Genomic DNA, 11,799 nt, shown 5'->3' with positions numbered 1-11,799 from the left:
GATTGAACAAGAGAGGATAATCCCTATGCGGCAAGCTATGATTATTATTAACCCCTCATCTGGTAAAGAAGAAGCTGGCGAATATGTCAGATATGCAGAAAGAGTTCTAGCTGATCAAGGATACTTGGTTACGATTAAGGAGACGGCAAAAGAACTAGATGCAACTCGTTATTGTATCACTGCCTGTGAGGAGTGTTACGATCTAGTCGTCTCCATTGGCGGGGATGGCACGCTTCACGAGACTATTAATGGTCTCATGAATCAGAAACAACACCCAAAGTTAGGTGTAGTCCCTTTAGGAACGGTTAATGATTTTGCCCGCGCGTTACAGATTCCGCTGAATCCCGAAATAGCCATTCAAACCCTTGCTTCTTCTAACGTAAAGACAGTGGATGTTGGTTGCTTGAATGACCGCTTATTTGGCAACGTTGTTGCAGTAGGTTCAATCGCCGGATCTTTATCCTCCGTTTCAATCGAAGAGAAAACTAAGCTCGGCTCATTTGCATATTTGAAAGAAGGCCTAAAACAACTTACAAGCACTTCCCCCCACCCTCTTGTCATTCATTATGACGAGAAGACATGGCAAGGCGATTCCCCGCTTTTTCTCGCCGTGTTAACCAACTCCGTTGGCGGATTCGAGAATCTGATACCTGATGCTGCGGTTGACGATGGTCTGCTTCACTGTTTTATTATTCAAGACCTCAGTATACTCAATACCATTACAGCCAGTATTTCTTTACTACTTGGCAGCCTTAAGGATCATAAAGACGTTGTCTATTTCACGGCCCAAAATGTGACTGCGAGCTCTCCAGAAGCCGTAAAAACCAATGTGGATGGTGAAGAAGGTCCGATTTTACCAATTATGCTAAGTGTTCTCCCTCGTCATATCCAAGTCATTGTACCGGAAGTAGACTAACAAATAAAAAGCAGTCCGGAACTCAAAAAGTTCCAGACTGCCATTCATTTATGGATACCCCGTTCCATATCTCCTTCTAATCAAATAACTAAGAAGTAAATTCTATTCCGCTACAATAAACTTTTTACTTAATAACCACATTCCGCCGCTAATCCCTAAGAAATAGATGGGCATCGTCAGTAATGAACCATTATGCAGGGCGCTCATTCCCCATGTCGCCAAACTAACTAATAAGTAATATCCCAAACTGAAGATCGCACCTGCTGTTCCCACAACATCCTGAAAATTGACAAGCGCAAGACTTAGACAATTAGGTAAAGCGATACCGGCCCCCATTAACATGACAAAAAGGGTTATTAGAATGCATACCATCAACATCATATTCGGCAACGAGACAAGGCTGCTTACGATTGTTAATAGCAAAGCCCCACTGGTCATCACTAGACAGCCGATGTGAATTATTTTTTCTGCAGCATAGAGACTCAATAATCTCTTGGACATCATTGCTCCCACTATCGATGCCAAAGCCACAACAATGCCTAGAAAACCATATACTCCCGGTGAAATGTTAAAGTGTTCAATAAATATAAAGGGTGCTTCCGCATAGTAGCTAAATAAAACTCCATTGATGCCCCCGATCAGTAACCCAAACACTAGTACACGTGGCAATGAGAGCATTCTTTTAACGATAGGTAGAATAGCCACCTTTTTTCTCGCGGAAACATCAGTCGTTTCTGACAGCTTCCAAAAAGCATACACAAATAACAACACACTCATCATCACTAATGTAAAGAAAACCGCTCGAAAACCAAAAGCTTGATCCACCCATCCGCCAATAAGCGGCCCTACTGCTGGAGTAAAAGCAATCACCGCCGAGATTTGGGCAAACATGGAATGCCGCTTATTCCCGGATACACTCTCCCGAAGAATGGTTTGCGTAATGATAGAGCCAGTTGCTGCTCCAAATGCTTGAATGAAACGGCTGACCAGAAGTAGAGTAATGGATTCCGAGTAAAAACACATCAAGCTTCCAACACCATATACAATAAGGCCACCTAGCATGGCAGGTCTCCGTCCGATGAAATCAGAGAGCCAACCCCAACACAAAACACCTAAAGCAAATCCGATAAAATATATACTTAATGTTAACTGTACAGAACTATTAGAGACCCCAAGTGCTACCGCAATATCCGGCAACGATGGAGTGTAGATCGTCTCACTAATTTGCGGAAAAGCCACAAGAACAATCATTAAAAGTAAAGATGGTGCTGCATATTTTTTCATATTAAATTCGCCCTCCTACAAGCTTATATCCTCGAACAACAACAAGAATATGAGCCTAGCTAGGGAAATGGGGGCATCATTATGGCAAGACGACTATAGATCATCATGTTCGATATTACCTTTCATTGTTAAGTTTTCTTTGTTATATAGGAGGGTTTCAATGATTCAACTAAAATATCATTATATACGGTAATAGAAAAGCTCTCAAACGAAATGCATCGCCTGAGAGCATATTTATGTTATGAGTTTTGTTCCGATAATCCATTTACAGTTATACCAGCGGCGCTGGACTTCTTTTTATCCTGAGAAGCATGTAGCTTTACCATCACAAATCGTGCAAAAGGTTGGATCACTATACTTTCAGCGATCAGTACAATTAGGAAATTTCTTGGCCAATTCGCTAAGAAGTGATTGAACGTTTCAGAACTCAACCCGTTTCCGATGATGTCTCCAATAAAGGTCATCACAAATGACATTCCTAGTACGGTGAAAAGAATACGAAACAGAATTTTGGCGTTGAAGCTATCGCTAGGTTGTGTGAATTTAGCTGTCAGCTTTTCTGCGATACGCCCAATAACAACAGGCTCTATAATCATAACAATGACCCAAATGATCGGAAACACCTTAAGGATCGATAAAGCAACTTCCCCATTAAATTCTCCAACCGCTAAAATGATATTTAATGAAGACATAAACAGAACGGTTAGTGTACAAATAATTGCACCGTATAATGCGCCCTCTTTGCCGTTTCTCGGTAATCTTGTTTCTAGATTCATGATGTTCTTCCTTTCAAAATTGTCGGTAATAGTTTCGCAATAGTCTTTAAAGGTGCGGTAGATCGCTGCGTTTGACACAGCATGATCGCACCCTCAATCGAGGTTGTCATCAATAAAGCAATATCAGAAGCTAGTTCATTCGAGAAACCTTCAGTTGCAAGCTTCGTGTAGTAAATAGTCTGAATGTTCTCATAAAGTGAGTTACATGCTTGGCGGACAGGCTCACTGACCGTAGCCATTTCACTGACAATACTGCTAAATGTATAGCCTGTAAGCTTGCCCTCGGTTTCCAAGTTGTGAATTAACTTATTAAGCATGAATTGCGTGGCCTCTTGCGTAGAAGAATGCTTTTTGAAAATGTCCTCCATATCTATTGTGATTGCTTCCTTTAGGCTCTTTAGACAAGCAATTAATAGCTCTTCTTTTCCATTTGGAAAATGATGATAGAGCGCTCCTTTGGTAACATCACAAGCTTTTAAAATTTCACTAACGCCTACACTCTTGTAACCTTTTTGTTGAAAAAGGAGTGTCGCCTTCTCAATCATTAGTGATTTTGTATCCATAATTACGTATTCCCCCTAACATACCAACCGGTCTGTTTGTAATTATAACAACATAATATCCGTTAATGTAAGTGTTTTTTGCTTTTTTTCAAAAAAAGCATTGAAGTTTTCATAAAATACAGCAAAAAAAAGATCCTTGTCATGTTGTGCCGGAGGAGGCAAAGTTGCCGTCCCACATGGATTAATGTTATCATTCTGATGAAGTTATCTTACTTTAAATATGAAGGAGGAATACCTGATGAAAAAGAGATCCCTAAAATATTTATCTTTTGGTATTGGGTATTCTACTGCTGTTTTTTTCTAGAATTAATGATTGATAGGATAAGTCTGTCAAAAATTAAAACTAAAAAACAGTGGAGATATATAACCTAGCTATCGTTATGTATCTTCTATTTAAAGGAGACTTCATAAAAATGAATTTAAATAATAATGTGATCACAAGATATAATCCAGAAAATATTGCGAAACCCGTTGGTAACTACAGTCATGTAACAAAAATAAGCAGAAACGCTGAAATGTATGTATTTTCTGGTCAAATTGGAATCGATCAAAACAGTAATATCCCTACAGATTTTAATCAACAAGTAACAAATACGATGAGTAATATTGTAGAAGTCCTCTCTTCTCAAAAGTTGACTCCCGATAACGTAATCAAAATCAACATTTGGGCCACAGAAGAAATCGATTGGGATCATTTCTATGGAATTTGGAATAAAGTATTCGGGATGACGCCTCCTTCAATGACCATTGCATATGTTAAAGGATTAGGTTTACCTGAATTGAAAATCGAATTAGATGTTTGGGCTGCAGGATAAACTATATTAAGCAGGACTAATTTAAAATACTGTACGCAAAACGAGCCTTAGAAGCAATTCTAAAGGCTCGTTTTTGTAATCTGACAGCAAAAAGAGCTCAGTCTCCTGAGCCCTTCAAATACATTTCTATCTTTTTATATCTGAAGAATTGTCCCAACCTTCAACGTTCTCGAGCCCCGGAATGCTGTCTTTATAGAAAACAGGATCCTTCCCTTCACGTTTCTGCTTTTTATAATCCTTCAAGGCGGCAAAGGCCACTTTAGATAATAGCAGGATGGCAATCAAATTCACGATAACCATGAAGCCCATAAATAAGTCGGCCAAATCCCATACCAATTGAACCTTTGCTACGGAACCAAAAATAATCATCGCCAAAACACTGTATCTATAGAATAGTAATACCTTTTTGTTGGAATTCAAAAATTCTATATTGGTTTCACCGTAATAATAATTTCCAATTAACGTGCTGAAAGCAAACAAAAAAATCATAATCGCTAGTGATCCGGATGCCCACGAACCAATATGCTCGCTTAATGCGGCTTGTGTCAGCTTGATTCCGTCCAGCCCTGGCTGCTTATAGGCATCAGACAACAAGATAATGAACGCCGTACTCGAACAAATAAGTAACGTATCTGTGAGTACGCCTAGCGCTTGCATTAGCCCTTGTTTCACCGGATGACTCGTAGTTGCCGTTGCCGCAGCATTAGGCGCACTACCCATACCCGCTTCGTTAGAGAACAAACCACGCTTCACGCCCTGTAGAATTACTGCACCAAGAGAGCCACCAGCGACTTGTTCAAATCCGAAGGCACTTTTCACAATGAGTGCGAAAACTCCTGGGAGTTCTGTAATATTAATCAGCATAATAATAAGAGCAGCCCCAATGTAGATTCCTGCCATTACCACTACAATATATTCGGACATTCTTGCGATACGCTTAACACCGCCAAAGATAACCAGTGCAAAGGCAGCAGCCATTACAAGCCCAAGAATGGCCCGATTGGTGCCAAATGAATTTTCAAAGGCCACTGTGACCGTATTCGATTGGACCGCGTTAAATACAAGCCCGAAGGATAATGTAATCAGAACCGCGAATATCGCACCCATCCAGCGCTTGTTCAGGCCTTTCTCCATATAATAGGCAGGCCCACCGCGAAATCCGGTCTTATCCTTCACTTTATATACCTGTGCCAAAGTGCTTTCTATAAAACCGGACGCTGATCCAATAATGGCAATCACCCACATCCAGAAAATAGCCCCTGGACCACCTATGGCAATAGCAATTGCGATTCCCGTTATATTACCTGTCCCTACCCTCGCCGCCATACTAATGCAGAAGGCCTGGAAGGATGAAATACTATCTTTTGACCTTTCATTGGATCCTTTAAGAACCCGAAACATTTCTTTGAACATACCAAACTGTACAAATTTCGATCTTACGGTGAAATAAAGTCCACAAGCAATAAGAAGGATCACCAATATTTTCGACCACAAAAAATCATTTGTTACGCTAATCATACTATCTAAAAATTGTTGCATGTAATTCCGCCTCTCCATTCTGTCGATACCAAGTTGCTAAGCTTATAACACATAGTATTTTCAAATATAACAGTCATTATTTCAAATGCCAATAAAAATTGTAACTTTCATAACATCTCTTGTCAGTGGGTTTCGCATACTTTTCAGAATTCTGGTAGAAAATACTATTTATATCTGAAGAGAGGTGGAGCTTTGTCATATGGATAAGGAAAAAGAAGATATGATTTTAACGGATCGACAAGGTCATCCCATTACAGATAATCAAAATATACGAACGGTAGGGAATCGCGGACCGTCGACGCTCGAAAACTACCACTTTATCGAGAAAATATCTCATTTTGATCGAGAGCGTATTCCGGAACGTGTGGTGCATGCTAGGGGTGCAGGAGCCCACGGGTATTTTGAAGCTTATGGAAAAGTAGGCGATGAACCCGTCTCGAAGTATACGCGTGCTAAGCTTTTTCAAGAAGCAGGCAAAAAAACACCTGTATTCGTAAGGTTTTCAACAGTGGTTCATGGCGTGTACTCTCCGGAGACCTTTCGTGATCCACGTGGCTTCGCCACAAAGTTCTATACAGAGGATGGCAACTGGGACTTGGTCGGCAACAATCTGAAGATTTTCTTTATCCGTGATCCGCTGAAATTTCCTGACATGGTTCATGCTTTCAAGCCAGATCCCGTGACCAATCTGCAAAACCCAGAGCGGATGTTTGATTTCGTATCGAACTCTCCTGAAGCTACTCATATGATTACATTCCTGTTCTCTCCTTGGGGGATTCCAGCCAACTATCGGCAGATGCAGGGGTCTGGAGTTAATACCTATAAATGGGTGAATGAAAACGGCGAAGCTGTCTTAATCAAATACCATTGGGAGCCGCTGAAACATGGCATTAAGAATCTAACTCAGCAAGCCGCTGAGGATATACAAGCCAAAAACGTCAGCCATGCTACGCAGGATCTATATGAGGCTATTGCGCGCAAGGATTACCCTGAATGGGAGCTTTGTGTGCAAATCCTGAGTGACGATGAGCATCCTGAGCTCGATTTTGATCCACTCGATCCTACTAAGCTTTGGGATCATGAACGTTTTCCATTTTTACCTGTAGGGAAGATGGTTCTGGATCGAAACCCAGACAATTATTTTGCCGAGGTCGAACAGGTCGCTTTCGGGACTGGAGTTCTAGTAGACGGTCTGGATTTCTCGGATGACAAGCTGCTGCAAGGCCGGACGTTCTCCTATTCGGATACTCAGCGGCACCGGGTGGGCGCCAACTACATTCAATTACCGATCAATGCTCCAAAGACAAGGGTAGCGACGAATCAGCGGGATGGGCAAATGACTTATCATGTGGATAAGGCGCCTGAGCAAAACCCACATGTGAATTACGAACCTTCCTCGCTTGGCGGGTTAAAGGAGGCAGCTCCTTCTGGCGAAGAACATCAACCGATGTATAATGATCGACTAGTTCGCGACAAAATTAGTCGGACAAATGACTTCGGGCAAGCTGGTGATACCTATCGCAAGTTCGAGGATTGGGAACGGGATGAATTGATTCATAACCTGGTCGATGCCCTAAAAATATGTGCGCCTGTGATTCAAACCAATATGATTGAACATTTTACAAAAGCTGATCCAGACTACGGCCGCCGAGTGGCTGAAGGTCTTGCTCAAGCCAAAGCCGACCACAAGCATCTAGGTACTTCAGAGAATCGAGACGGCGCGGAAATTGCGGAGCAATCCGGTAAACAAACCGATGGCTATTAGAAGTTAAATGAAGGGTTAAGGGACCTGTTATAAGGGTTCTTTAACCTTTTTTTGATTTTGAGAGCTTTCGCTTTGCCATATTCACGTAACATATGAACACTATGATTATTGTGTAGCTAAGATCATAGGAGGAACAAACCGTGCAAAATACAACCATATTAATTACCGGTGGAACCGGATCTTGGGGACGACAACTCGTGAAACGGTTATTGGAAAGAGACCCAAAAGAAATCAGAATATTTTCCCGCAATGAGTCACTTCAAGTAGAACTACAACAGGAATATCATCATAATCCCAAACTAACGTTCATCATCGGTGATATACGTGATAAGCAAGAACTGATGCAAGCTTGCCATCAGGTAGATTATATCTATCATTTAGCGGCCTTAAAGCATGTCCCGATCTGCGAACAACAACCAGACAGTGCGATGAAGACTAACGTACTCGGAACTCAGCATGTGATTCAAGCCGCTATTAAACATGGCGTAAAAAAAGTAGTCTATGTTTCAACCGATAAAGCAGCGCAACCATCGAGCACCTACGGAATGACAAAATCACTCGGTGAAAAGCTAATGGTCCATGCCAATCTCAGACAAACCAAAACTCAGTTTGTATGTGTGAGAAGTGGCAATGTACTTGGCTCAACGGGTAGCGTGGTGCCTATTTTTAAACAAAGTATTGTGGATGGAGTAGACATTTCCCTTACAGATGCTAGAATGACTCGTTTTTTCTTAACCATAGATGATGCAATTACCCTACTCCTTAAAGCAACAGAAGAAAGCAGAGGCGGAGAAGTCTTTGTGACCAAAATGCCTGCTTGCAGCATTAAGGATCTTGCCCAAGTCTTAATTGACGACTTATCAACTAGCACGATCCAAATCAAGGAAACGGGGATACGTCCCGGTGAAAGCTTAAGTGAGGCCCTAATTTCGGAATTCGAGAGCGCCTCATCTATACATCTGGATGATCACTATTATGTGATTCTTCCTCCTTTTCCTATAGAAGGTTTACAAGAAGCCTATGCCTCTTGCCCGCCTGTGGACTTCCAGAGCTATGATTCCAATCATGTGTTGATGAGCAAACCTGCGATAAAAGAAATGTTACAACAAGGTGGGTTTCTAGCATGAGTACCTCGATCGTATTTACAGGTGGAGGCTCCGCAGGCCATGTATCAGGGAACCTGGTGTTGATTCCTAACTGTCTAGCTGAGGATTGGGACGTTCATTATATAGGCTCCGAACACGGGATTGAGCGTAAGCTTTTGTCTGACTACAAGGAGGAGGTAACCTATCATCCCATTTCCACAGGGAAATTGAGACGCTACTTCGATTGGAAGAATGTGACCGATATATTCAAAATCATAAATGGCATCTCTCAATCCTACCGTCTCCTACGAACCATCAAGCCTGGTGTGATTTTTTCTAAAGGTGGATTTGTTTCTGTACCGGTCGTGATTGGAGCCAAACTCAACAAGGTGCCCATCATTATTTATGAACCAGACTTAAATCTTGGACTAGCTAATAAAATCTCACTTCCGTTTGCCACTCATCTGTGTACAAATTTTCTGGATACTGTAACCAAATCTGCTTCTCTCAAGGCCGTTCATGTGGGACCGCTCTTGAAGGAGCAATTCAAATTAGCTGATAAACAACGTGGTTTAGCCTTTTGCGGATTCACCTCTGCTAAGCCTGTTCTTCTTATTATGGGAGGAAGCCAAGGGGCACACAGCATTAACCAAATGGTGAACAATGTACTCGCTGAGTTGATAAATAAATTTCAAGTGGTTCATATTTGCGGGGAGGGAAAGTTTAATTATCACCTCTCGATGTCAGGCTACAAATCGTATGAATTCATTACAAGCTGTGAGCTGCCGCATTTATTAGCTATGGCGGATGTTGTCGTATCCCGTGCAGGCTCAAATTCTATGATGGAGCTTCTTTCTATGCAAAAGCCAATGTTATTAATTCCTCACACGAATGGTGGCAGCCGCTCTGGTCAACTTGCCCAAGCACAGTATTTTCAACAAACTGGACTCGCTGAAATGTTACTTGAAGAAGAGATGACTAATCAAACCTTTGTTCATTCGATCATGACGCTATACGAGAACCGCTCTACTTACAAAGTTAAGATGAAGCCTTATGAGAACGGCAGAGGAGCCTATAAGGTAATGAATTTAATCAAACAAGTAAGCGGCGAGGACTTAACAATGATCAAGGCAGGTACGGTTTAGATGGGAATGAAGCTAGCGAATTGGTTGCTCCTCTGCTTTATCGCTGTCGTCTGTATTTTGGTTTATTTTGGACAAAGGGTCCTATAATAAACATCTCTAAATTGTACCGAACATTTTTGGAATGGGTATAATTAACGTATCTATAATCTTAGGGGGAGAAACTCATGGAGAAACATCCGACGATAGAAATGTATGACTACAATGTATGGGCCAATCAAACGATCATCCATCGCTTAAAGGAGTTGCCTAAAGACATTTATCATAAGGATATCCAGAGTGGTTTTTCTTCAGTAGCAAAGGTTGTGACGCATATTTATGTCGTGGAGAATATTTGGTTTGACTTGATTTCAGGGCGAACTAGGAATGAAGCTAAAGCATCAGCTGCCCAATTAGAGCCCTTGTTAGCAATAAAAGATATTGAAGAAATGGATATCCTCTATCGTGAGCTAACCAGCAAAAATAAAATGGTGTTGGCTAGTCAAATAGATAAGGACCCCATCGTTGTGTTAGATCATCCAACTATGGGATCACTTGAGACATCCATTTCCGGTGCTATCTTCCACGTAGTAAACCATGGCAGCTATCACCGTGGGAATATCGGGACTATGCTGCGACAAATGGACCATACCTCAGTGCTGCAGGATTATGTTGCCTATCTTTATAACGAGTCCAAATAATCATCGATCCGTTATCTTTGAGAGTTAATTAGCCACAGCTTTGAAATATTGATAGACCTGATTTAGCTTTTTGTCATGTTTACCTTTTGGACTCTCCATATTCCCAAACTCGAAAAACTTCACTTTTTTCATACCGCAATATTGAAATAATGCTTTTCTCATCAGCACCTTATGGGAATTGTTTAACCAATATAAAGGATAAAGGGTTGGCCCCTTCATGCTGGAAATACAAACCACGGACTTCCCTTTCAGCAGCCCTTCGGGGATAAGGCCGCCCTTTTCTCTATAAGCAAAATTAGAGGCAAACATTTGATCAATATACCCGAGCAGCATGGCTGGAGGCCGGCCCCACCAGATCGGATACACAAACACAATTTTGTCTGCCTGACGAATCTGCTCACGATACTTCTCAAACTTGGGATCGATATGCATGTCTCTTCTACGTTTATTTTCGTTAAAGACCAGCACCGGATCAAATTGCTCTTCATATAGATCAAGCACCTCGATGTTCGTGATCTTTCGATTTTCATTACTTCCTTGAATGACTTTATTGAGAAAAGCATAACTTAAACTTTTATGATTCGGATGAGTATAGATGACTAAAACGTTCATTGGTCCACCTCTTTAATTATCATTTGATAACAAAATCGTATCATAACCTTTATTTAGTTGTCAAATGATAATTGTATTATGATAATTATTTTGTTAAAGTTTACACTAAGAGGTGATCGTTATGGACAAAGAAGCGTTTTTTCATAAATTAGTGACCTTTACGACGGCAGTCCATGAAGTAACATTCGACTTAACCAAAGATGTTAGACCGGAAGGTATTACGCCCGTTCAATATAGTATTCTGGAGTATATTGCGGTCAGCCAGCCTGTTACCCTCAGTCAAATTAGTGATTGTAAGAATATCTCTATGCCGAACACGAGCCGTGAGCTCAAGAAATTAACAGAAAAGAATCTTTGCGAAAAGCTGGATGTCGCAGAAGATCGGCGTAAGCAAATGATTCGGTTGTCTGACGCTGGACAAGCGATGATGAACAAAGCTTTTGAACAGATCGGCGAACGTTTCCTGGACCGGATCAAGGATTCTTCTACTGAAGAACTGGAAGAAATCAACCGAGCACTCGATGTGCTTCAGTCCAAGGTGTTTAATAGCGACAATTGAGCAGACTAAAAAACAGAGCAGCTGCCTCCATTATAGGAGAACCGCTGCTCTGTTTTTTTCGAT

Annotated in this window: 12 protein-coding genes; 7 read left to right on the top strand and 5 right to left on the bottom strand. The window is 41.3% G+C overall.

The annotated features are described in order from the left end of the window. Window positions 1-25: 25 nt before the first annotated feature. The gene (locus tag ACQKMP_RS15960; RefSeq protein WP_427469876.1) at window positions 26-916 is read left to right on the top strand and encodes a diacylglycerol/lipid kinase family protein; all 891 of its coding nucleotides are present in this window, start codon (window positions 26-28) and stop codon (window positions 914-916) included. A gap of 102 nt (window positions 917-1,018) precedes the next feature. On the opposite strand, the gene ACQKMP_RS15955 is transcribed toward ACQKMP_RS15960, so the two are convergent. The 3 genes from ACQKMP_RS15955 to ACQKMP_RS15945 form a co-directional block, all read right to left on the bottom strand. Then, on the bottom strand, window positions 1,019-2,200 hold the full coding sequence (locus ACQKMP_RS15955; protein WP_427469874.1) for a multidrug effflux MFS transporter: 1,182 nt from the start codon (window positions 2,198-2,200) through the stop codon (window positions 1,019-1,021). A 239-nt stretch (window positions 2,201-2,439) separates the two neighbouring features. Beyond that, the gene (locus ACQKMP_RS15950; protein ID WP_076284984.1) at window positions 2,440-2,976 is read right to left on the bottom strand and encodes a DUF2798 domain-containing protein; all 537 of its coding nucleotides are present in this window, start codon (window positions 2,974-2,976) and stop codon (window positions 2,440-2,442) included. After that, window positions 2,973-3,539 carry a TetR/AcrR family transcriptional regulator gene (locus tag ACQKMP_RS15945; RefSeq protein ID WP_076284985.1) on the bottom strand — a complete coding sequence of 189 codons (567 nt, stop codon included), beginning with the start codon at window positions 3,537-3,539 and terminating at the stop codon, window positions 2,973-2,975. Before ACQKMP_RS15945 ends, ACQKMP_RS15950 begins: the two co-directional genes overlap by 4 nt. 413 nt (window positions 3,540-3,952) lie before the next feature. On the opposite strand from ACQKMP_RS15945, the gene ACQKMP_RS15940 reads away from it, so the two are divergent. After that, on the top strand, window positions 3,953-4,354 hold the full coding sequence (locus ACQKMP_RS15940) for a RidA family protein (RefSeq protein WP_076284986.1): 402 nt from the start codon (window positions 3,953-3,955) through the stop codon (window positions 4,352-4,354). Between the two features lie 126 nt (window positions 4,355-4,480). Here ACQKMP_RS15940 and ACQKMP_RS15935 read toward each other — a convergent pair whose 3' ends face one another. Next, window positions 4,481-5,893, bottom strand: a complete 1,413-nt coding sequence (locus ACQKMP_RS15935; protein ID WP_076284987.1) for an alanine/glycine:cation symporter family protein — start codon at window positions 5,891-5,893, stop codon at window positions 4,481-4,483. A 199-nt stretch (window positions 5,894-6,092) separates the two neighbouring features. Here ACQKMP_RS15935 and ACQKMP_RS15930 point away from each other — a divergent pair, with 199 nt between their 5' ends. The 4 genes from ACQKMP_RS15930 to ACQKMP_RS15915 all read left to right on the top strand — a co-directional run bounded on the left by ACQKMP_RS15930 (window position 6,093) and on the right by ACQKMP_RS15915 (window position 10,565). Beyond that, window positions 6,093-7,658, top strand: a complete 1,566-nt coding sequence (locus tag ACQKMP_RS15930; protein WP_427469871.1) for a catalase — start codon at window positions 6,093-6,095, stop codon at window positions 7,656-7,658. Between the two features lie 140 nt (window positions 7,659-7,798). Further along, a complete protein-coding gene (locus ACQKMP_RS15925) occupies window positions 7,799-8,785 on the top strand; it encodes an SDR family NAD(P)-dependent oxidoreductase (RefSeq protein ID WP_042192925.1) in 987 nt (328 codons plus the stop codon). Continuing rightward, the gene (locus tag ACQKMP_RS15920; RefSeq protein WP_427469869.1) at window positions 8,782-9,888 is read left to right on the top strand and encodes an undecaprenyldiphospho-muramoylpentapeptide beta-N-acetylglucosaminyltransferase; all 1,107 of its coding nucleotides are present in this window, start codon (window positions 8,782-8,784) and stop codon (window positions 9,886-9,888) included. The genes ACQKMP_RS15925 and ACQKMP_RS15920 overlap by 4 nt, the downstream gene beginning before the upstream one ends. 164 nt (window positions 9,889-10,052) lie before the next feature. Continuing rightward, a complete protein-coding gene (locus ACQKMP_RS15915) occupies window positions 10,053-10,565 on the top strand; it encodes a DinB family protein (RefSeq protein ID WP_427469868.1) in 513 nt (170 codons plus the stop codon). A gap of 24 nt (window positions 10,566-10,589) precedes the next feature. On the opposite strand, the gene ACQKMP_RS15910 is transcribed toward ACQKMP_RS15915, so the two are convergent. Then, window positions 10,590-11,177 (bottom strand): NAD(P)H-dependent oxidoreductase, encoded by a 588-nt coding sequence (locus ACQKMP_RS15910; protein WP_042192931.1) that lies wholly within the window; start codon window positions 11,175-11,177, stop codon window positions 10,590-10,592. Between the two features lie 121 nt (window positions 11,178-11,298). On the opposite strand from ACQKMP_RS15910, the gene ACQKMP_RS15905 reads away from it, so the two are divergent. Next, the gene (locus ACQKMP_RS15905; protein ID WP_042192933.1) at window positions 11,299-11,736 is read left to right on the top strand and encodes a MarR family winged helix-turn-helix transcriptional regulator; all 438 of its coding nucleotides are present in this window, start codon (window positions 11,299-11,301) and stop codon (window positions 11,734-11,736) included. The last annotated feature ends 63 nt before the right edge of the window (window positions 11,737-11,799 follow it).

Source organism: Paenibacillus sp. NPDC101420, assembly GCF_050277435.1.
Taxonomy (GTDB): domain Bacteria; phylum Bacillota; class Bacilli; order Paenibacillales; family Paenibacillaceae; genus Paenibacillus_AQ.
The sequence above is the reverse complement of the archived record's forward strand: the minus strand, read 5'-3'. Positions and strand labels throughout refer to the sequence as shown.

What these genes read in the sequence shown, in the direction of transcription:
- ACQKMP_RS15935 (WP_076284987.1), bottom strand. Translation starts at nt 5,893, where the DNA reads ATGCAACAATTTTTAGATAGTATGATTAGCGTAACAAATGATTTTTTG.
- ACQKMP_RS15915 (WP_427469868.1), top strand. Translation starts at nt 10,053, where the DNA reads ATGGAGAAACATCCGACGATAGAAATGTATGACTACAATGTATGGGCC.
- ACQKMP_RS15955 (WP_427469874.1), bottom strand. Translation starts at nt 2,200, where the DNA reads ATGAAAAAATATGCAGCACCATCTTTACTTTTAATGATTGTTCTTGTG.
- ACQKMP_RS15910 (WP_042192931.1), bottom strand. Translation starts at nt 11,177, where the DNA reads ATGAACGTTTTAGTCATCTATACTCATCCGAATCATAAAAGTTTAAGT.
- ACQKMP_RS15905 (WP_042192933.1), top strand. Translation starts at nt 11,299, where the DNA reads ATGGACAAAGAAGCGTTTTTTCATAAATTAGTGACCTTTACGACGGCA.
- ACQKMP_RS15950 (WP_076284984.1), bottom strand. Translation starts at nt 2,976, where the DNA reads ATGAATCTAGAAACAAGATTACCGAGAAACGGCAAAGAGGGCGCATTA.
- ACQKMP_RS15940 (WP_076284986.1), top strand. Translation starts at nt 3,953, where the DNA reads ATGAATTTAAATAATAATGTGATCACAAGATATAATCCAGAAAATATT.
- ACQKMP_RS15930 (WP_427469871.1), top strand. Translation starts at nt 6,093, where the DNA reads ATGGATAAGGAAAAAGAAGATATGATTTTAACGGATCGACAAGGTCAT.
- ACQKMP_RS15945 (WP_076284985.1), bottom strand. Translation starts at nt 3,539, where the DNA reads ATGGATACAAAATCACTAATGATTGAGAAGGCGACACTCCTTTTTCAA.
- ACQKMP_RS15960 (WP_427469876.1), top strand. Translation starts at nt 26, where the DNA reads ATGCGGCAAGCTATGATTATTATTAACCCCTCATCTGGTAAAGAAGAA.
- ACQKMP_RS15920 (WP_427469869.1), top strand. Translation starts at nt 8,782, where the DNA reads ATGAGTACCTCGATCGTATTTACAGGTGGAGGCTCCGCAGGCCATGTA.